Annotated in this window: 17 protein-coding genes; 7 read left to right on the top strand and 10 right to left on the bottom strand. The window is 62.5% G+C overall.

Annotation, left to right across the window (positions count from 1 at the left end; all coding sequences use genetic code 11):
- The first annotated feature begins 23 nt into the window (after positions 1 to 23).
- Positions 24 to 395, top strand: a complete 372-nt coding sequence (locus PQR08_RS27315) for a DUF1428 domain-containing protein (RefSeq protein ID WP_187606157.1) — start codon at positions 24 to 26, stop codon at positions 393 to 395.
- A gap of 42 nt (positions 396 to 437) precedes the next feature.
- Positions 438 to 752 carry a heme-degrading protein HmuQ gene (gene hmuQ, locus PQR08_RS27310; protein ID WP_408162966.1) on the top strand — a complete coding sequence of 105 codons (315 nt, stop codon included), beginning with the start codon at positions 438 to 440 and terminating at the stop codon, positions 750 to 752.
- A 109-nt stretch (positions 753 to 861) separates the two neighbouring features.
- Here hmuQ and PQR08_RS27305 read toward each other — a convergent pair whose 3' ends face one another.
- Together PQR08_RS27305 and lhpI are read right to left on the bottom strand one after the other, a co-directional pair.
- Positions 862 to 1,173 (bottom strand): hypothetical protein, encoded by a 312-nt coding sequence (locus PQR08_RS27305; RefSeq protein ID WP_035503697.1) that lies wholly within the window; start codon positions 1,171 to 1,173, stop codon positions 862 to 864.
- A gap of 115 nt (positions 1,174 to 1,288) precedes the next feature.
- Positions 1,289 to 2,218 (bottom strand): bifunctional Delta(1)-pyrroline-2-carboxylate/Delta(1)-piperideine-2-carboxylate reductase, encoded by a 930-nt coding sequence (gene lhpI / locus PQR08_RS27300; RefSeq protein WP_250484851.1) that lies wholly within the window; start codon positions 2,216 to 2,218, stop codon positions 1,289 to 1,291.
- Positions 2,219 to 2,474: 256 nt separating this feature from the next.
- Here lhpI and ppk2 point away from each other — a divergent pair, with 256 nt between their 5' ends.
- Complete coding sequence (gene ppk2, locus PQR08_RS27295) at positions 2,475 to 3,371, top strand: polyphosphate kinase 2 (RefSeq protein ID WP_187606155.1); 897 nt, start codon at positions 2,475 to 2,477, stop codon at positions 3,369 to 3,371.
- 21 nt (positions 3,372 to 3,392) lie between these two features.
- Here ppk2 and PQR08_RS27290 read toward each other — a convergent pair whose 3' ends face one another.
- The 5 genes from PQR08_RS27290 to PQR08_RS27270 form a co-directional block, all read right to left on the bottom strand.
- Positions 3,393 to 3,617, bottom strand: a complete 225-nt coding sequence (locus PQR08_RS27290; RefSeq protein ID WP_035503703.1) for a hypothetical protein — start codon at positions 3,615 to 3,617, stop codon at positions 3,393 to 3,395.
- 174 nt (positions 3,618 to 3,791) lie between these two features.
- A complete protein-coding gene (locus PQR08_RS27285; protein WP_375336529.1) occupies positions 3,792 to 5,291 on the bottom strand; it encodes an efflux transporter outer membrane subunit in 1,500 nt (499 codons plus the stop codon).
- An 8-nt stretch (positions 5,292 to 5,299) separates the two neighbouring features.
- Complete coding sequence (locus PQR08_RS27280; RefSeq protein ID WP_250484853.1) at positions 5,300 to 8,497, bottom strand: efflux RND transporter permease subunit; 3,198 nt, start codon at positions 8,495 to 8,497, stop codon at positions 5,300 to 5,302.
- Between the two features lie 31 nt (positions 8,498 to 8,528).
- Positions 8,529 to 9,731: an efflux RND transporter periplasmic adaptor subunit gene (locus tag PQR08_RS27275; RefSeq protein ID WP_187606152.1), complete on the bottom strand. Its 1,203-nt coding sequence runs from the start codon at positions 9,729 to 9,731 to the stop codon at positions 8,529 to 8,531.
- Positions 9,732 to 9,813: 82 nt separating this feature from the next.
- Entirely contained in the window at positions 9,814 to 10,632 is an 819-nt protein-coding gene (locus PQR08_RS27270; RefSeq protein ID WP_035503710.1) for an alpha/beta hydrolase, read from the bottom strand.
- Between the two features lie 219 nt (positions 10,633 to 10,851).
- Between PQR08_RS27270 and PQR08_RS27265 the strand changes: the two genes are divergently transcribed.
- The 3 genes from PQR08_RS27265 to PQR08_RS27255 all read left to right on the top strand — a co-directional run bounded on the left by PQR08_RS27265 (position 10,852) and on the right by PQR08_RS27255 (position 12,974).
- Positions 10,852 to 11,862, top strand: a complete 1,011-nt coding sequence (locus PQR08_RS27265; protein ID WP_238213406.1) for a LysR family transcriptional regulator — start codon at positions 10,852 to 10,854, stop codon at positions 11,860 to 11,862.
- A gap of 21 nt (positions 11,863 to 11,883) precedes the next feature.
- A complete protein-coding gene (locus PQR08_RS27260) occupies positions 11,884 to 12,414 on the top strand; it encodes a GNAT family N-acetyltransferase (protein ID WP_250484854.1) in 531 nt (176 codons plus the stop codon).
- A 188-nt stretch (positions 12,415 to 12,602) separates the two neighbouring features.
- A complete protein-coding gene (locus tag PQR08_RS27255; protein WP_035503716.1) occupies positions 12,603 to 12,974 on the top strand; it encodes a DUF4148 domain-containing protein in 372 nt (123 codons plus the stop codon).
- Positions 12,975 to 13,206: 232 nt separating this feature from the next.
- On the opposite strand, the gene PQR08_RS27250 is transcribed toward PQR08_RS27255, so the two are convergent.
- Entirely contained in the window at positions 13,207 to 15,729 is a 2,523-nt protein-coding gene (locus PQR08_RS27250) for an adenosylcobalamin-dependent ribonucleoside-diphosphate reductase (protein ID WP_238213404.1), read from the bottom strand.
- Between the two features lie 172 nt (positions 15,730 to 15,901).
- Between PQR08_RS27250 and mobB the strand changes: the two genes are divergently transcribed.
- Positions 15,902 to 16,444 (top strand): molybdopterin-guanine dinucleotide biosynthesis protein B, encoded by a 543-nt coding sequence (mobB, locus tag PQR08_RS27245; RefSeq protein WP_250484855.1) that lies wholly within the window; start codon positions 15,902 to 15,904, stop codon positions 16,442 to 16,444.
- On the opposite strand, the gene PQR08_RS27240 is transcribed toward mobB, so the two are convergent.
- Entirely contained in the window at positions 16,423 to 16,632 is a 210-nt protein-coding gene (locus PQR08_RS27240) for a DUF2783 domain-containing protein (RefSeq protein WP_035503765.1), read from the bottom strand. The genes mobB and PQR08_RS27240 overlap by 22 nt on opposite strands.
- On the bottom strand, positions 16,632 to 18,311 hold the full coding sequence (locus PQR08_RS27235; protein ID WP_250484856.1) for an FAD-dependent oxidoreductase: 1,680 nt from the start codon (positions 18,309 to 18,311) through the stop codon (positions 16,632 to 16,634). The genes PQR08_RS27240 and PQR08_RS27235 overlap by 1 nt, the downstream gene beginning before the upstream one ends.
- Positions 18,312 to 19,160: the final 849 nt, after the last annotated feature.

Below are 19,160 nucleotides of genomic sequence, written 5' to 3'. Positions count from 1 at the left end.
TCGAACCGATTCAGGAGACTCAGATGGCGCATTACGTGGATGGATTCGTCGTACCCGTGCCGATCGACAAGATCGACGCCTACCGCACCATGGCCGAAGCCGCCGGCAAGATCTGGATGGAGCATGGCGCGCTGCAATTCGTGGAGACCATCGCCGACGACGTCAAGCCCGGCAAGCTCACGTCGTTTCCGCAGAGCGTGCAACAGAAGGAAGGCGAGACCGTCGTGTTCTCGTATATCGTCTACGAGTCGCGCGAGCAGCGCGACAGCGTCAATGCGAAAGTGATGGAAGACCCGCGCCTCAAGGCGATGATGGAGTCCGGCGAGCCGCCGTTCGACCCTCAGCGCATGTTCTTCGGCGGCTTCACGACGCTCGTCGAACTGGAGCGCGGCTGATCGTTTTGATTTTTAACGCTACGGTTAAGGAAACGCATCGACATGTTTATCGCCATGAACCGCTTCAAGATCGTGCCCGGCGCCGAGACGGATTTCGAACGCCTCTGGACCAGTCGCGACACGCATCTCAAGGACGTGCCGGGTTTCGTCGAGTTTCATCTGCTCAAGGGCCCGGTGAAGGACGATCACGTCCTGTACTCGAGCCACACGATCTGGGCGAATCAGGCGGCTTTCGAAGACTGGACGCGTTCGGACGCGTTTCGCGCGGCGCATCGCAATGCCGGCGGCGAGACACGCCAGCTTTATCTCGGACATCCGGAGTTCGAAGGCTTCGAAGTGATTCAGACCGTCAAATAACAAGCCGACGCGCGCGCTCGAACGATCGCGCGTTTTTTGGCGAGCACGCGCGTTTTACAAGCGTGTGAAAAAAGCGCGCTTCGGATTCGTCGTTTTATCGGACTTTTTTTCAGGCCTTTGCGCCGCGCGCCATGCGCTGCAATGTCGATGAATCGATCGCTGCGGCGCAAATACGGACCGCTTCCTTCAGCGTGCGCGGCCGGCCCTCGCCGAACTGCGATTCGAGCATCGCGACGGCGCGCACACGCTCGTCGCTGCCGAGTTTTTCGCCTGTTGCAAGCTCCAGTACGGAGATGAAGTAAGCCGCGGGCGGTGAGGCGGACGCATGCGGGAGCGCCTTTCGGTTTGCGCCCGCACCTTCGCCGCCGTCGTCGTGCGCCGGAATCCACGGGTGCCACTTGCTGTCGTATCGACTTTTCATGGGTCAGTTCGCTGGCTCGATTGCTTTGGCGCATGGCCTGCGCCGTTTATCTCGTGACGCCGTTGCGCCTCTATCATTAAGCAAACCGTCAGCAAGTACCGTTCCAACCGAACTTTCAGGGCGCGCCGTTTTCCTCCGACAAAACCGCGCGCGCGACGCGACACGTCGCGAGATCCCACGCCGCGCAGCCGACCGACTTGAACATCACGGGACGCTCTGCCTTTTTCGGAGCGGCGAGCGCTTCGGCGAGCGCATGCACCGCGTTCCAGTCGACGCCCGCGAGAATGAAATCGCCCGCTTCGTGACGCGCGCCCGCGAGGTCATCGACATAAAGCTCGCTCGCGTGGACGGTCGCGGCGGCGATCTCGGCGGCATCGGCGGTGAAGGCGCCCACGCCGATCACGAGTCGCCCCGCACGCGCGGGCATCGTGTAGACGGGCGTCTTGCTCGTGGTCGCGGCGATGACGACATCGATCGAATCGGGAATCGCGGCGTCGTCGAGCGCGGCGAGATTGCCCGAAGCCGACGCGTGCGCGGCGCAAAACTCGCGCGCGCGTCCGGGACGCGAGCCTTGCACGCGAATGCGCGCATCCGGATAGACGGCGGCAAGCGCTTCGACGTGATACGCCGCCTGCTTGCCCGTGCCGATCACGAGCACTTCGCGCGGCGCGGCGGCGTGAAGCGCGCGGATCGCGAGCATCGACACCGACGCCGTGCGCCGCCCCGTCACCGTGGGACCGTCGAGCATGAATTGCGGCACGCCCGTCGCGGCGTCGTATGCGGTGACCTGACCGTGAATCGTCGGCAGGCCGCGCGCGCCGTTGCCGGCGCACACGTTCACGAGCTTGTGCATCGCGATATCGGCGGCGCTCGCGGGCATCGACAGCATGACGCCGCCCTCTATCGGCACGACCATGCGCTCCGGACTCACGATGCGGCCGGCCGCGTAATCGAGCATCGTCGCGGCGAGCGTGTCCACGAGCCGGTCATAAGGCACGAGGCGCGCGGTTTGGGCTTCGTCGAAACTCGGGATCGTTGCGGTCATCGTGTTCGCTCGCTGTGGATGTTGAGGTGCGGTTGAATGTGCCATCGGCATGCCATCGAAATGCCGGAACATTCTAACGGCGCGCGGCGCCTTGTCACAAAGCGGCAAACCGGATTTGAGCCCGCGCGCGCCGCTTTCTACAATGCCTGAATCGATCGTTGTCATACGACTGCCATCGAATAGCGTCATAATCGCGCCGCCCGCGCCGACCGGTCATCCCGACGACGGCAGCCCAAGAACGCCCACGGAGCCCTTCATGAATCAGACGGAAAAACAGCGCCGCTTCCATGCCGACATCATCGACAGCTATGACGAAGAGTTCGAGATGGAGGTGGATGATCGCTTCCTGGACGGCGAATCGACCTTCTCGGAAGAAGAGCGGGTCTTGCGCAAGACCTATTTCCGCGAGCTGTTCCGTCTGCAGGGCGAACTCGTGAAGCTGCAGGACTGGGTCGTGAACAAGGGGCATCGTCTTGTCGTGCTGTTCGAGGGACGCGATGCGGCGGGCAAAGGCGGCGCGATCAAGCGCATCACGCAGCGGCTGAATCCGCGCGTGTGCCGCGTGGCGGCGCTCCCCGCACCGAACAATCGCGAACGCACACAGTGGTATTTCCAGCGTTATGTCACGCACTTGCCCGCGGCAGGCGAAATCGTGCTGTTCGATCGAAGCTGGTATAACCGCGCGGGTGTAGAGCGCGTGATGAACTTTTGCACCGACGAAGAGTATGAGGAATTTTTCCGCTCGGTTCCCGAGTTCGAGAAGATGCTGGTGCGCAGTGGCATCCAGATCGTCAAGTACTGGTTCTCGATCACCGACGACGAACAGGAAGTGCGCTTCGAGGCGCGTATCGAAGATCCGCTCAAGCAATGGAAGCTGAGCCCCATGGATCTGGAAAGCCGCCGCCGCTGGGAGGCGTACACGGCGGCCAAGGAAGTCATGCTTCAGCGCACGCACATTCCGGAAGCGCCGTGGTGGGTCGTGCAGGCCGTCGACAAGAAGCGTGCGCGCCTGAACTGCATTCATCACCTGTTGAGTCAGGTGCCGTATCACGAGATCGAGCATCAGCCTATCGAACTGCCCGATCGCGTATTCAACCCCGATTATCTGCGCCAGCCCGTGCCGGATGAAATGTACGTTCCCGAAATCTATTGAAGTTCGACGACGCGCCGCGGGTCAGCAGCAGTTGTTGCACGGGACATGCTTCACGGCGACATTGCTGCGCTGACGCGCCACCGTGTGGCGCAGCGCGAACTGATATGCGTGCTGCGAACCCTTGAGCATCATCACGAACATCACCTGCGCGAGATTGAAGTCGAGCGTGACCATCAGGCGCGTCAACAGCAGCAGTGGCAGCACCACCGCCGGCTGATACAGTTGTTTTGCGATCAAGTCTTTCATCTTCGGCTCCCTATCCCATGAATAGAATTTTAAGGATTGGAGCCCTGCGGATAAACGCTCGGAAGGTGAAGACATATGTTCCGTGAGACGAACAATCGGCCTCGTCTCTTCGATCTGTCTTTTCAGCGGGCGCACTAACGAAATGGCCCTGCGTGGTGCAGGGCCATGTTCACGTCACTTCTGAGCGAGACTCGGCTCAGGCACCGGCGTAGGCTTCGCATCGCCCCAGCCGCCGCCCAACGCGCGGATCAGATTGACCGTCGATACCGCCTGCGTGCCCCGCAACTGCACCGACGCGCGCTGCGTCTGCAGCACGGTGCGCTCCGCGTCGATTACGTCGAGGTAGTTCACCGCGCCTTCAGTGTACTGCGTGCGCGAAAGCTGCGCCGCGCGCACCGATGCTTTCACGGCATCGTCCTGAGTCGCCGTCTGGTCTTCGAGGATGCGCAGATCCGAAAGGTTGTCCTCCACCTCGCGGAACGCGACGAGCACCTGCTGACGATAGCTCGCGACGTCCTCTTCATACACCGCACGCGCATTCGCGAGATTGCCCTTGCGACGGCCGCCATCGAAGATCGGGATGTTCAGCGCCGTGCCCGCGAACGGCCCGAGCAGGAACGTGCGGCTCGACCACTTGAAGAGATCGCCGAGCGTCGCGGATTCGAAGCCGCCCGAGCCCGTCAGCGTCAGCGACGGGAAGAACGCCGCCTTCGCCACGCCGATACGCGAATTCGCCGCCGCCATCGCGCGTTCCGCCGACGCGACATCAGGACGTCGTTCGAGCAGCGCCGAAGGCAGCCCCGGCGGCACGCGCACCGTGACCGGCTTGAGCGGGTTCGCGGCCACCGAGAACTCGGCGGGCGCCTTGCCGAGCAGCACGGCGAGACTATGTTCCGATGCCGCGCGCAGACGTTGCACCGTCATCGCATCCGAGCGCGCCGTCGCGAGTTCCGACTTGGCGCGCGCAACATCGAGCTCGCTGATATCGCCTTCGGTATAGCGGCGTTGCACGAGCTTCAGCGCTTCCTCGCGCAACTGCACGGTGCGCGTGAAGACATCCGTCTCGGCATCGAGTTCGCGCAGATTGAAGTAGTTCTGCGCAACGTCCGCCTGCAACGCGAGCTGCACGGAGCGGAACAATGCTTCGCTCTGCTCCGTGTCGGCGTTCGCGGCCCGCACCGAGTCCGCCACGCGCCCGAACAGATCCACTTCATACGATGCGCTCGCCTGCGCGCGCCACAGCGTCTGCGCGGGCACGTTGCCATCCGCAGGCAGGAATTGCGATGCCGGCGAGAACTTCTCGCGCGTCGGGCCGAAGCCCGCATCGAGCGTCGGGAAGAGACCTGCGCGCGCCGTCTGGTTGATCGCGCGCGCTTCCTTCACGCGCGCCGCCGCTGCCTTCAGGTTCTGGTTCGCGTCCTGCGCCTGCTTTTCCAGATCGTTGAGCGCGGCGTCGTCGAAGATCGTCCACCATTCGCCGCGCATCATCTCTTCCGAAGGCTGCGCCGTCTTCCACGTGCCCGCTTCCGATGCGTCCAGCGTCTTTTGCGGCGTTTCCTTGTACGCGGACGGCGCGTTGACGTCGGGCTTCTCGTAAGTGGGCGCGAGCGAGCAGCCCGCCACCAGCAATAGCGTGGCCATCAGACTCGATAAAACATGTAGCTTATTCATCATCGACCTCATTACGCCTCGTAGGAGGCACCGATACCGCGCATCTGCGGATGCGAGCCGTGCTTGTCCGTCACGTGCTCGGTGCGGGAGAGCTTGCGCAGGATCACGTAGAACACCGGCGTCAGCATCAGACCGAAGAGCGTCACACCCAGCATGCCGAAGAACACCGCAATGCCCATTGCGTGGCGCATCTCCGAGCCCGCGCCCGTCGACAGCACGAGCGGCACCACACCCATGATGAACGCGATGGACGTCATCAGGATCGGGCGCAGACGCAGCCGGCTTGCCTCGATCGCGGCCTGCACGATGGAGCGGCCCTGCATCTCCAGCTCGCGTGCGAACTCGACGATCAGGATCGCGTTCTTCGCCGACAAGCCCACCAGCACCATCAAACCGATCTGCGTGAAGATGTTGTTGTCGCCATCGGTGAGCCATACGCCGAGCAGCGCGGACAGAATGCTCATCGGCACGATCATGATCACCGCGAGCGGCAGCGTCAGGCTTTCATACAGCGCGGCGAGCACGAGGAACACGAGCAGCACGCTGATCGGGAACACCCACAGCGCCGCGTTGCCCGCCAGGATCTGCTGATACGTGAGATCGGTCCATTCGAACTTGATCCCGCGCGGCAGCACTTCCGCCGCGATGCGTTCCGCCGCCGCCTGCGCCTGCCCCGACGAATAACCCGGAGCCGGCCCGCCGTTGATATCCGCGGCGGTGTAGCCGTTGTAGCGCACGACCATTTCGGGGCCATACGTCGGCGTCACCTTCACGAGCGACGACAAAGGCACCATGTCGCCATTCGCGTTACGCGTCTTCAGCAAGCCGATGTCTTCCGGATTCGCACGGAACGGCGCATCCGCCTGCACGCGCACCTGATACACGCGTCCGAAGCGATTGAAGTCGTTCACGTAAAGCGAGCCGAGATAGACCTGCATCGTGTCGAACACGTCGGTCACGGATACGCCCAGTTGCTTCGCCTTCACGCGATCCAGATCGACATTCAACTGCGGCACGTTGATCTGGTAGCTGGAGAAAGTAGGTCCGAGTTCGGGCGTCTGCGATGCACGCTTGATGAACGCCTGGGTTGCATCGGCGAGTGCCGCATAGCCGAGCGCGCCGCGATCCTCGAGCTGCATCTTGAAGCCGCCGAGCGTGCCGAGACCGAGCACCGGCGGCGGCGGGAACACGGCGATGAACGAACCCTTGATGCCCGCGTATTTCTGATTCAGCGCGCCCGCGATGGCATTTGCGGACAGCGCCTTGTCATGCACACGCTCCTTGAAGGGCTTCAACGTGACGAACACGATGCCCGCGCTCGACGAGTTGGTGAAGCCGTTCACCGACAAGCCCGGAAACTCCACCGCGCTTTCCACGCCGGGCTGCTTGAGCGCGATATCCGACATCTGACGGATCACGCCTTCGGTGCGGTCGAGCGATGCGCCGTTCGGCAATTGCGCGAAGCTGATCAGATACTCCTTGTCCTGCGCGGGCACGAAACCGCCCGGCACGACCTTGCCCATCAGCACGGCGCCGGCAAGCAGCACGGCATACACGGCCATCATCACTGCCTTGCGATTGATGACGCTCTTCACGCCCTTGCCGTACGCATCCGAGCCGCGATGGAACACCTTGTTGAAGCCGCGGAAGAATCCGCCGAACACGCGGTCCATGCCTCGCGTGAGCCAGTCCTTCGGCTCGTCGTGACCCTTCAGCAGCATTGCGGCGAGTGCGGGCGACAGCGTCAGCGAGTTGAACGCGGAGATCACCGTCGAGATGGCGATGGTCATCGCGAACTGCTTGTAGAACTGGCCCGTGAGACCCGACATGAACGCGAGCGGCACGAACACGGCGACCAGTGTCAGCGCAATCGCGATGATCGGCCCGCTCACCTCTCGCATTGCCTGATACGTCGCGTCTCTCGCAGATAACCCCGACTCGATGTTGCGCTCCACGTTCTCGACGACCACGATCGCATCGTCGACGACGATACCGATTGCAAGCACCATCCCGAACAATGACAACGCGTTGATCGAGAAGCCGAACGCAAGCAGCAGCGAGAACGTACCGACGATCGATACCGGCACCGCGAGCAACGGAATGATCGACGCGCGCCACGTTTGCAGGAACACGATCACCACGAGCACCACCAGCGCGATCGCTTCCGCGAGCGTGTGGATCACCGCTTCGATACTCGAACGCACGAACTGCGTCGGGTCATAGACGATCTGATATTCGAGGCCCGCCGGCATGTCGGCCTTCAGCTCCTTCATCGTCTTGCGGACTTCGTCGGAGATCTGCAGCGAGTTCGCGCCCGGCTGCTGATTGATTGCGATCGCAACCGCCGACTTGTTGTCGAGCAACGAGCGCAAGCCATATTCCGATGCGGCGAGTTCGACGCGTGCTACATCGGAGAGATGCGTGACCGCGCCATCCGGTGATGTCTTCAGCACGATGTCGCGGAACTCCGACTCGTTCTGCAAGCGGCCGCGCGCATTCACGTTCAGTTGCAGCGGCACGTTCGGCAGCGTCGGCGAACCGCCGATCACGCCGGCCGCGACCTGCACGTTCTGCTCGCGGATCGCGTTGACGACATCCGTCGCCGTCATGCCGCGCTGCGCGACCTTTTGCGGATCGAGCCATACACGCATCGAGTAATCGCCCGAGCCCCACAACTGCACTTCACCCACGCCCGCGATGCGTTCGAGCCGGTCCTTCACGTTGATCAGCGCGTAGTTGCGCAGATACGTCATGTCGTAACGGCCGTTGGGCGAGTTCAGGTGAACCACCATCGTCAATGTCGGCGATGACTTGATCGTCGTTACGCCCAGACGCTGCACGTCCTGCGGCAGACGCGGCAATGCCTGGTTCACGCGGTTCTGCACGAGCTGCGTGTTCTTGTCCGGATCGGTGCCGAGCTTGAACGTGACCGTGGTCGTGAGGTTGCCGTCGCTATTCGCTTGCGACTGCATGTAGAGCATGTCCTCGACGCCGTTGATCTGCTCTTCCAGCGGCGAGGCCACGGTCTCCGCGATCACCTTCGGGTTCGCGCCGGGATACTGCGCATGCACGACGACCGAAGGCGGCACGACTTCCGGATACTCGGAGATCGGCAGCTTGAACATCGCGATGATGCCCGCGAGCAGCACGACCACCGATAGCATGCCCGCGAAGATCGGACGGTCGATGAAAAATTTGGATATGTTCATGACGGATTCTGTCTGTTGCGGATGACGCGCATCACTGCGTGGATGCCGTCTTCACGGCGGGCGCGGGTGCAGCGCCGCTATCGTTCATCGCGACGTTGTTGGCCTTGATCACATCGTTGGGACGCACGCGCTGCAGGCCATTGACGACGATGCGCTCGCCCGGCTGCAGGCCCTTCGAAATGACACGCAAACCTTCATGCGTCTGACCGATCGTCACTTCGCGGTACTGCACGCGGTTGTCCTTGTCGACGACCATCACGTACTTCTTGTCCTGATCGGTGCCGATGGCTTCGTCTTCCACGAGCACGGCCGGGTGCGGCGTGCCGCCGCCCACTTTCACGCGCGCATAGAGACCCGGCACGAGCGTGCCGTCCGGGTTGTTAAAACGTGCGCGCACGCGGATCGTGCCGGAGGTCGTATCGAGCCGGTTATCGACGGAATCGACGACACCCTCGCGCGAATAGCCGTCCTCGTTCGCGAGCCCGAGCGACACCGGCACCGCGCTGCCCGCATCGCGGCCGAGATAACGCAAGTACGTCTGTTCATCGACATCGAACGATGCGTAGATCGGCGACACGGACACGAGCGTCGTCAGCAACGGCGCATTCGCACCCGTCGACACGATGTTGCCCACCGTGAGCTCCGCGCGCGACACGCGTCCCGCGACCGGTGCGACGATATGCGTGTAAGTGAGATTGATCTTCGCGGTTTCGAGCGCAGCCTGCGCGGCCTTCAGGTTCGCGACGGCCTCGCGCGCGGCGTTCTGCTTCTCGTCGTAGTCGCGCTTGGCGATCGCGTTATCGGCGAGCAGCCGTTCCGCGCGCGCTGCATCCGTCGACGTGTAGCCGTTGCGCGCCTGCGCCGCCGCGAGTTGCGCCTGCGCGCGATCCACTTCGGCTTCATACGGACGCGGGTCGATCGTGAAGAGCGCATCGCCCTTCTTCACGAGCTGGCCGTCCTTGAAATGCACCGCGACGATCGTGCCCGGCACGAGCGGGCGAATGTCGACGTGATCGACCGCTTCGAGACGGCCCGAATAGCTCTGCCAGTCGGTGATGGTCTTCGACACCACGGCCGCGACATCCACTTCCGTTGCGGTCGGACTGTGGGCGGCGGCTTTGGCTTCGTTCATCGCTGAGTCGCCGTGACCGCGCCAGGCGGTGTATCCGCCCGCGCCAACGATGATCAGCGTCGCGCCTAGCGCGGCGTAGATGCGTTTGCGAGTGAAAGACATGGTGAGAGGCTCCGGTTGATTTGAGATTGTTGTTGTGTGGTGCGTGCGTGGCGTGCCGTTTCTTGCGCTCACGTTTCAGCGCTTACTTCGCGCGCGCCAGCCGTTTTCTGAAGAACACGACGACATCGGCGAGCGCATCGGGATGCGCGGCGAGCGCCTGATGCGAGGTCTTGCCATGACGCGTCACTTCGGTCGGCACGCCCGCGGCGATCAGTTCGCCCGCGTATTTTTCCGCTTCGATATGCAGCAGATCGTGCTCGGCGCTCGCGATGATGGCGGGAGGCAGGCCACCGAGACGGCGCGATTCGAGCGGCGCGGCATACGGATGCAGGCGTTGCGAAGGATTCGGCAGATACGCGCGATACCACTGCGCGCATTCGCACGCTTCGAAATCGGGGCACAGCACTTTGCGTTCGTCGGCGAGGCGCGTCATGCTCGGATCGAGCAGCGGTGCGAGCAGCGCTTGCGCGGACATGCGAATATCGCCACGATCACGTGCGATCGCCGCGACGCAGGTCGCAAGATTGCCGCCCGCGTCGTGACCGGCAACGCCGATACGCTGCGGGTCCGCACGCTGCGCGCGGGCATTCGCGACGGCCCACTGCGCCGCGCGATAACCGTCTTCGGGCGCGGCGGGGAACGGAAACTTCGGCGCGAGCGAATAGCCGACCGATACGACCCAAGCCGGCGTATCGCGTGCGATCGTTGCGGCGGCGGTGTCCGCGTCATCGAGTCCGCCGCGAATAAAACCGCCGCCGTGGAAGTAAAGAACGATGGGCAGCACCGTGCCATCCGATGCGGGACGATAGCTGCGCAGCGTGATCGGCTGCGCGTGTCCCATGATGTGCACATCTTCGATGCACAAACGGGGGCTCGACTCCAGATCCAACAGTGATGCCATGGTTATTCTCGGTGCATGGCCCGTGCTGCAAGGCCTTCACGCATGAGTTGCGATGCTGCGAATTCTGGAGTCCGCGCCTTTTTTAATAAATGCCTATAATCCGGCAACACAATTCGGTCGCACCGAACAATCGTGGTTATCCCTTGCGATTGTTTATCCGGCTATTTTTTTAGCGCTCGCTTAAATAGTTGCGACGCTAAGCAAAGAAGGTGAGAGAACATGGATCGGCTACAAGCAATGCAGGTCTTCACCCGCGTCGTCGACACCAACAGCTTTTCGCGCGCAGCGGACACGCTCAATCTGCCGCGCGCCTCAGTCACGACGATCATCCAGAATCTGGAAGCGCATCTGAACGTGCGCCTGCTCCAGCGCACGACGCGCAGGCTCAATCTCACGCCCGACGGCGCCGCGTATTACGAGCGCTGCGTGCGCATCCTCGCGGATATCGAGGAAGCGGAAGGCTCGTTCTCGAACAATGGCAAAGGACCGCACGGCAAGCTGCGCGTGGATATGCCGGGCGCGATCGGGCGGCTCATCGTGATGCCGCAGCTATGCGATTTCCATACGCGTTACCCGGATATCGAACTCATGATGGGCTTCGGCGACAAGCCGGTCGATCTCATCCAGGAAGGCGTCGACTGCGTGATTCGCGTGGGCACGCTGCAGGATTCGAGTCTCGTCGCGCGCCGCATCGGCGTGTTTCAGGGCGTGACGGTCGCGGCCCCGCAATATCTCGAACGCAACGGCACGCCGAAAACGATCGAGGATTTGCAGAATCACACGGCGGTGAATTATTTTTCGAGCCGCACCGGGCGCGTCATGGATATGGACTTCGTCATCGACGATGAGACCATCGAAGTGAAGATGCGCGGCATGATCGCGGTGAACGACGCCGAAGCGTATCTGAGTTGCGGGCTGAAGGGCGTCGGCATCATTCAAGTGCCGCGCTTCATGGCGTTGCCGCATCTGCGCGCGGGCGAGCTCGTCGAAGTGCTGCCGCAATGGAATCCGCTGCCGATGCCTATTTCCGCGGTGTATCCGCATAACCGGCATCTGTCGCCGAAGGTGCGCGTGTTCGTCGACTGGGCAGCCGAGTTGTTCGAACGCTGCCCGCTTCTGCAAGGCCAGAAGGATGCGGAAGAACGCTGCCTGCCGACGAGCACGGCATCGCCCACGATCGTGCGGCATGGCACGCCGGAGGTTGCGGGCACCGAGGATGTCATTGCATAGCGGCTTTGCACAAGACCAACGATGAACGAAAGCATCACCGTGCGCCGCGTCGGCGCGAATGAAGCATCGGGGTATGTGGAAGCGCTGGCGGACGTGCTGATCGATTGCGTCGAAGGGGGCGCGTCGATCAGTTTCATGCTACCGATCTCGCGTGCCACAGCTATCGAATTCTGGACACGCGTGATGCACGGCATCGCGCGTGACGAGCGCATCCTGCTCGTTGCGGAGAACGCCGAAGGGCATGTTCTGGGCACGGTGCAGATCGTCACCGATCAGCCCGAGAATCAGCCGCATCGCGCGGATGTCGCGAAGATGCTCGTCGCGCGTCGGGCACGGCGACGCGGCATTGCACAGCGTCTGTTGATCGCCGCCGACGAAGCGGCGCGCGCCGCGGGCAAGTCGGTTCTCGTGCTCGACACCGTTACCGGCGGCGATGCCGAGCGCCTCTATGAACGCGCGGGATGGCAGCGTGTGGGCGTCGTGCCGAACTATGCATTGATGCCCGACGGCACGTTTTGCGGCACGACTTTCTTCCATAAGCAACTCGCTTAGCGGCGCGCAAACGCCCGCCCCACAAGCCTTCACGCGATTATTCGCCGAAATCGATAAATCTATTCGCTGATACGGCATTTATCCCCCTCTGCCACGCGACTACATTCATCCCTAACGCAGCGTGCTCATCCGTCAATTGCAATCCGCATTTGCCCGCACGCAGCATCGGAATGAAAGGAGTCGCAAGCATGAAGCAGCTCATCACGGGGTTTTCTCTCGCAGCCATTTCCGCCGTCGTCACGACAACCGCATTCGCGGAAGGCGGTCAGGGTATCGGCCGCGCAGGCACGTATCAGGTTCAGACGCAAACGCAAGCCACTTCGAGCGATACGCCGAAGACGCGCGCACAAGTTCGCGCCGAACTCGTGGCCGCCTATTCGAACGGTTCTCTGCCGGCATTGAACCGCAATTCGTATCCGGAACGCAGCATGTGGGGCGATGCCGTCGCCGCTCAAAGCGAGCAACGCGCACGCGATGCGGCGCAGGCGGAAGCGCGCAACCGTGAGATCGTCGAGTATGCCAACGGCTCGGCAACGCAAGGCAACGTAACGGCGCGCTGATCACGCCGTCAGAAGAAGATTCAAGAGGTCATCATGTTTGAAAACACATCACTCGATCAGTTCTCGCTTCTCGACGAACTTCCTGCACTGACGCCGGTATGGCATCCGTTCACGCAACACGCCGGGCATACGTCAACGGCTGCGCAAGACACGAAGCAAGAGACTACCGAACGCTCGCATCGGGCGTGACATGAAAGGCGCGGACAAAAGCCCGCGCCTTTTTTTCTTTAACTCAACCGCACGCCCCGATTTCGCCGCATGCCGTGCAGAAGTCGCAGCCATCCTTGCGGATCACTGCATTGGCACCACACGTCGCGCATTTTCGGCCGTGCATCAGGGGAAGGCTATGCGGATCGATCTCGCTTCGCGCGATACCCTCGGATACCTCTTCGCGTTCATCGGCTACAGCTACCGGATGCGGCGCGCCATCGGCACGCTTGCGCGCAAGCACGCGCGACGGTACCTGGTTTCCTTCTGCGTCGAGAAAACCGCGGCGATAAAGAATCTGCTGGATCGCATACGCTAGCGCCGCGACTTCCGAATCGTGCCAGCGCGGACTGCGATGTCCGTCGAGCCGTTCGACGTCGCCGAGACGCACTTGCCCGCGATCCCACGACACCTTGCGCATGTCCTGCAGCGTGCGCGCCGCGAAACCGCCGCGCGCGGCGAGCGAGAGCGAACGCATCGTCGCCGTGATCCATTGCTGTGATTCGTCGCGCTGCCCCGTGGGAATGAAGAACTCGATGGGCCGCTCGATCGTCACGTCCTCACCGCCGATTCGCCCGGTCACTTCGATGAACGACACCGCGAGATAAAGCGACTTCTTTCCCGCCTGCGTCAGATACTCGACCTTCTCGATGATGCCGGGCAACTCCCCTCTCGGCCGATGATCGATCGCAATGCGCAACGGATCGAGATCGAGCTCAGGGTCCGGTGAATCGCTCGGCGTCTCGGCGGGCGTGACGGAAAGCACCGCGCCCAGGGTCTCGTTGGGCCGGTATGTCGCGAGCCCCTTCAGTCCGCGCCGCCATGCTTCGAAATAAAGATCCTGAAACTTGTCGAACGGATAATCGGCGGGCACGTTCACGGTCTTCGAAATCGATGTATCGACGAACGGTTGCACCGCGGCCATCATCTCCATGTGATCGTGCGCGGACATCTCCAGTGCGCTCACGAAGTACTCGGGCAGCGCGTTCACGTCGCCGCCCATCTCGCGATAAAGCCGGTACGCATGATCTTCGACGGGGAAGGTCTGACGCGTGCCATCCGCCATGCGCTTCGTGCGTTGATAGGTCCACGAGAACGCCGGCTCGATGCCATTCGATGCGTTGTCCGCGAACGCGAGGCTCACGGTGCCCGTCGGCGCTATCGACAGCAGATGACTGTTGCGGATGCCGTGCTCGCGGATCGCGCTCTTGATGTCATCGGGCAGGCGCGAGGCGAACGTGCCCTCTTCCAGATAACGCTTCGCATCGAAGAGCGGAAACTTGCCGCGCTCTTTCGCGAGCTCGACCGATGCGCGATACGCCTCGTCACGCATCGTGCGTGCGACGCGTATAGCGAAGTCGCGCCCTTCCTGCGCGTCATAGCGCAGGCCGAGCATCACGAGCGTATCGCCGAGGCCTGTGAAGCCCACGCCGATGCGCCGTTTCGCGGCCGCTTCGCGCGCCTGCTCCTCCAGTGGCCAGAGCGTGACGTCGAGCACATCGTCGAGAAAGCGCACTTGCGTGCGCGTCGTGCGCGCGAGTGCGTCCCAGTCGAAGGACGGCGCGCCGCCGCGCATCTGCGCGAACGGATCGTGCACGAAGCGCGTGAGATTGAGCGGACCGAGATTGCAGCAGCCGTATGCGGGCAGCGGTTGTTCGCCGCACGGATTGGTCGCGCGGATCGATTCGACCGCGCGCAGATTGTTGTCGTCGTTCATGCGCGACATGAACACGACACCCGGCTCGGCGACATCGTAAGTCGAGCGCATGATCGTGTTCCATACTTCGCGCGCGCGCACTTCGCGATAGACCCAAAGACCGTCCTCGCGCTGATGCATGTCCTCGGCCGCGCGCTGCGCCGGTGAAGGCTCGGCCTTGTGCACGAGTTGCCAGGTGGCGTCATCGGCGACGGCCTGCATGAACTCGTCGGTCACCGCGACCGACACATTGAAATTGTTCCAGCGCCCTTTCGTATGTTTTGCCGCGATGAATTCGAGCAGATCGGGGTGCGAGCAATCGAGAATGCCCATTTGCGCGCCGCGCCGCGAGCCCGCGCTCTCGACCGTGCGGCACGATGCATCGAACACGTCCATGTAGCTGCATGGACCCGACGCCGCCGATCCCGTCGAATGCACGCGCGCGCCGCGCGGACGGATCGCGGAAAAGTTATAGCCGACGCCGCCGCCGCGACGCATCGTCTCGGCGGCCTGCAGCAACGCGACGTAGATGCCCGGCAAGCCGTTGGCATCGACGCTCTGTATCGCGTCGCCCACGGGCTGCACGAAGCAATTGATGAGCGTCGCGTCGATGCCCGCGCCGGCCGCGCTCATGATGCGTCCGGCGCCGAGCGCGCCGCGTTTGAAGTTATCGACGAACTCCGCTTCGATCTTCGCGCGCGCCTCTTTCGGCTCGGCAAGTGCGACACCGCGCGCCACGCGGCGATAAATATCCTCGACGCGCGTCTCGTCGCCCTTGGCATATTTTTCGAGCATCACGTCGATGGAGAACTGCTGCGGTGCGAGAGCGGTGCTGGGATTGTCTTCTGCCATGTCGGAGATCCTTTGATTGCTGCGCCTCGCGCGATGGGGTCGGAAAAGCGTTGCGCGCGCGGGCGTGAAGTGCCGCAAAGGCAATGCCCGACGATAGCGCGAATTCTCCGCGCTCGCCATCGAGCCGTTAAACTCGTCTGATCGAAACCAAAGCAATCAGCCGACCATACGCATGAACTCGCGTCATCCGCCGCTCTTCGGCATTTCGGGCCGCTCGGGCCAGGGCAAGACCACATTGATCGAAGCGCTGTTGCCGTGGCTGCGCGCTCGCGGCATCACGGTCAACGTCATCAAGCACAGTCATCACTCGATCGAACTGGAGCCGCCGGGCAAGGACAGTGCGCGCTTTCGCCGCGCGGGCGCAGGGGAAGTGCTGATCGCGTCGCCCTACCGGTATGCGATCGTGCGTGAGTTGAACGGCGACGCGGAGCCGCCGCTTGCCGAGCTGGCCGCGCGCCTGTCGCACGCGGACCTCGTGATCGTCGAAGGATTCGCGCGCGAAGCGATGCCGCGGCTCGAAGTCGTGCGGCCATCGGCGGGCCGCGATCCGCTCTACAGGACCGATGTGGAGATCGTTGCAATTGCAACCGACGATGCGGCCGCGATCGAGTCGAGCTTGCCGATGCTCGATCTGAGTGACATCGCGAGCATCGGCGCGTTCATCTGCGACCGCGTGGGCATCGTGCTGAAGGATCAGCTCGCGGCGAGACCGTGACGCGCCATCGCGAGCGCTTCCTTCAATACATCGTTATCGCCGATGTGATTCGCGAGCAGCAGCACGAGCTTCGCGTTGAGCATCTGGCTCGCTTCGTCGGAGAGTCCGTTGTGCGTATCGATGAGGCGCTCGTAGAACGCATCGTGATCCGCGATATTCAGTTCGAGATTGAGCTTCATACGATTCATCATCCGTTGCAGGTTGCACGTTTTACCGCGGCCGTAACCGATGCGGCATCGAAGGCGCGCCAGCGCGCACACACGTGTTGATCGGGACGCAGCAGATAGAACGTGCCGGGCCGTGCATCGAAGCGATGCGCGACCATGCCTTCCATATCTTCGATCACGGTGACGCCCGGCACGCTGCAAGTCATGCCTCGCGGCACGACGATGAGCGCGCGCACGGGCAACGGCGCGTTCGCTAACGCGGCGAGGCTTTGCGCGCAGACGTCGGGGCCGTGACCCAGTCCGCAGAAATAGATGCCAGTGAACGCGCCGCCGTGGGTCTGAGGCAAGAGCCACGCATCGCGGTCATCGACGCGCACGGGCGCATCCACGCACGGTGCGCCGGGAATCATCGCGCTATCGAAGGTGTCGCCTTCCGCATCGGGCGTATTGAGCGGCGAGTCGCGCAGCACCGCCGGCACCGAAAGACGTCCGCTGTTCGCCATGCGCCGCGCGAACGCGCAATCCTTCGCGAGATTGAGCGTCGCGTCGCGAAAGAGGCGTGATACCGCGCTCTTCGGCGTGATGAAGTCGGTGGCGCGTGTCGAGTTGAGGATGTTTTCGTCGGCGGCGTATTCGCGTTCCGATGCGTAGGTGTCGAGCAGCGTGTGCGGCGCGTCGCCGTTCACGACGAGCTTCAGCTTCCACGCGAGATTGTCCGCGTCCTGCACGCCGCTGTTCGCGCCGCGCGCCCCGAACGGCGACACGCCATGCGCCGCGTCGCCCGCGAAAATGATGCGCCCATGCCTGAAGCTATCCATGCGCAGGCACGAGAACGTGTACACGCTCACCCATTCCAGTTCGAATTCGGCGTCTTCGCCGAGCAGCGCCTTCACGCGCGGAATAACACGCTCGGGCTCTTTCTCCGCGACGGGGTCCGCGTCCCAGCCAAGCTGAAAATCGATGCGCCATACGTTATCCGGCTGACGATGCAGCAGCACCGACTGATTCCGATGAAACGGCGGATCGAACCAGAACCAGCGCTCGGTCGGAAACGGCGCCTTCATCTTCACGTCGGCGATCAGGAAGCGGTCCTTGAACGTGCGGCCGTGGCTGTCGAGACCGAGGCTCTTGCGCATCGGGCTGCGGGCGCCATCGGCGGCCACGACGTACTGTGCATTGAGCGAATAGCTGCCGTCCGGGGTTTCGACCTGCAATTCGACGTGATCTTCATGCTGCGTCACGCCGGTCACGTTGCTCTTCCAGCGTAATTGCAGTTGCTCGAGCTCCATCGCGCGTTCGGCGAGAAAGCCTTCGACGTAATACTGCTGCAGGTTGATGAACGCGGGTCGCGAATGCCCGGTTTCCGGCAGGAGATTGAACGTGTAGACGAGATCGTCATGCAGAAAGACCTTGCCGACATTCCAGCTCACGCCCTTCTCGATCATTCTGTGGCCGCAGCCGAGGCGATCGAAGATTTCCAGCGTGCGCTTGGCGAAGCAGATGGCGCGCGAGCCGGTCGAGACCGTGTCGTCGTTGTCGAGCAGCACGGTGCGCACGCCTTGCTGCGCGAGTTCGATCGCCGTTGCAAGACCGACAGGGCCGGCGCCGATCACGGCGACGGGATATGGCGATGACACGGGCGCATCGTGCTCGGGTGCGCGCTCGTAGTCGAAACGCAGACTGGCGTAGTTCACGGACATTCGATCGTCTCCATCGTCGGGCCTTTTGTCGTCTTTGCAAGACGCGTTCAGCTCGGGTGCGAATCTCTTCGCTCTGGGTTAGTTGTTTATCATTGTACAAGTGGTTTTATATTGTTGAATTTAGGTTTACCCGTAGGTTGGTTCCGTTTTGCGGGGTTGGGGTGGGGGTCGCCGGATCCCGGTTTCGTGTCGGTCTATTAGCTCTGCCCCTGTGCGGGGCGGCAGTCACTTTCTTTGCTGCTGCAAAGAAAGTAACCAAAGAAAGCAGCTCGTTTAAGCCCGCGGTCACACGCACGTTGGCCACGCTTGCCAGCCGTCAATGGCACTCGCCTAAGTGTCGCCCTCACAGGCCCCATCGGGCTTGGCTCGCGCACGGTCTGCCGCGCTAGAAGTTTGAGCGCGCTGGTTCAGCACCAAATCGCTTCGGCACAGCGCTACGCGCTGCCGTCGGGTATGCAAGGGAAACCAGCGGAATATATGTGCAGCGCGTTAAGATGGTGGCGTTAGCACGAAAGTACGCGCGGACCCGATTGACCCATCGGCCGCGAAGCGGGCCGGAGCTATCTGGTGCTGAACCAGTCTGTCTTGTGGTGCGATGTGTCAGACCGTGCGCGAGCCAAGCCCGGTTGGTCCTTCGAGGGCGACACTTAGGCGAGGGCCACCGCGAGCTGGCAAGCATGGCCAAACTGCGTGTGACCGCGGGCGGTGAAAAGCTGCTTTCTTTGGTTACTTTCTTTGCTGCTGTGTATAGACCGGGGACATGGTTGACACTTTCGTCGGGGACATAGTTGACACTTTGATCATCGGGTATCGGGCTGGTTCGGGTCAAACGTCATGAGTCGGTGATGC

The organism is Caballeronia jiangsuensis, assembly GCF_046030135.1.
GTDB classification, from domain to species: domain Bacteria; phylum Pseudomonadota; class Gammaproteobacteria; order Burkholderiales; family Burkholderiaceae; genus Caballeronia; species Caballeronia jiangsuensis.
Note: the sequence above shows the minus strand (reverse complement) of the source record. Positions and strands in the feature narration are given on the sequence as shown.

Coding starts and splice junctions, on each gene's coding strand:
- hmuQ (WP_408162966.1), top strand. CDS start 438: ATGTTTATCGCCATGAACCGCTTCAAGATCGTGCCCGGCGCCGAGACG.
- PQR08_RS27260 (WP_250484854.1), top strand. CDS start 11,884: ATGAACGAAAGCATCACCGTGCGCCGCGTCGGCGCGAATGAAGCATCG.
- PQR08_RS27305 (WP_035503697.1), bottom strand. CDS start 1,173: ATGAAAAGTCGATACGACAGCAAGTGGCACCCGTGGATTCCGGCGCAC.
- mobB (WP_250484855.1), top strand. CDS start 15,902: ATGAACTCGCGTCATCCGCCGCTCTTCGGCATTTCGGGCCGCTCGGGC.
- lhpI (WP_250484851.1), bottom strand. CDS start 2,218: ATGACCGCAACGATCCCGAGTTTCGACGAAGCCCAAACCGCGCGCCTC.
- PQR08_RS27235 (WP_250484856.1), bottom strand. CDS start 18,311: ATGTCCGTGAACTACGCCAGTCTGCGTTTCGACTACGAGCGCGCACCC.
- PQR08_RS27275 (WP_187606152.1), bottom strand. CDS start 9,731: ATGTCTTTCACTCGCAAACGCATCTACGCCGCGCTAGGCGCGACGCTG.
- PQR08_RS27280 (WP_250484853.1), bottom strand. CDS start 8,497: ATGAACATATCCAAATTTTTCATCGACCGTCCGATCTTCGCGGGCATG.
- PQR08_RS27255 (WP_035503716.1), top strand. CDS start 12,603: ATGAAGCAGCTCATCACGGGGTTTTCTCTCGCAGCCATTTCCGCCGTC.
- ppk2 (WP_187606155.1), top strand. CDS start 2,475: ATGAATCAGACGGAAAAACAGCGCCGCTTCCATGCCGACATCATCGAC.
- PQR08_RS27240 (WP_035503765.1), bottom strand. CDS start 16,632: ATGAATCGTATGAAGCTCAATCTCGAACTGAATATCGCGGATCACGAT.
- PQR08_RS27315 (WP_187606157.1), top strand. CDS start 24: ATGGCGCATTACGTGGATGGATTCGTCGTACCCGTGCCGATCGACAAG.
- PQR08_RS27285 (WP_375336529.1), bottom strand. CDS start 5,291: ATGATGAATAAGCTACATGTTTTATCGAGTCTGATGGCCACGCTATTG.
- PQR08_RS27265 (WP_238213406.1), top strand. CDS start 10,852: ATGGATCGGCTACAAGCAATGCAGGTCTTCACCCGCGTCGTCGACACC.
- PQR08_RS27290 (WP_035503703.1), bottom strand. CDS start 3,617: ATGAAAGACTTGATCGCAAAACAACTGTATCAGCCGGCGGTGGTGCTG.
- PQR08_RS27250 (WP_238213404.1), bottom strand. CDS start 15,729: ATGGCAGAAGACAATCCCAGCACCGCTCTCGCACCGCAGCAGTTCTCC.
- PQR08_RS27270 (WP_035503710.1), bottom strand. CDS start 10,632: ATGGCATCACTGTTGGATCTGGAGTCGAGCCCCCGTTTGTGCATCGAA.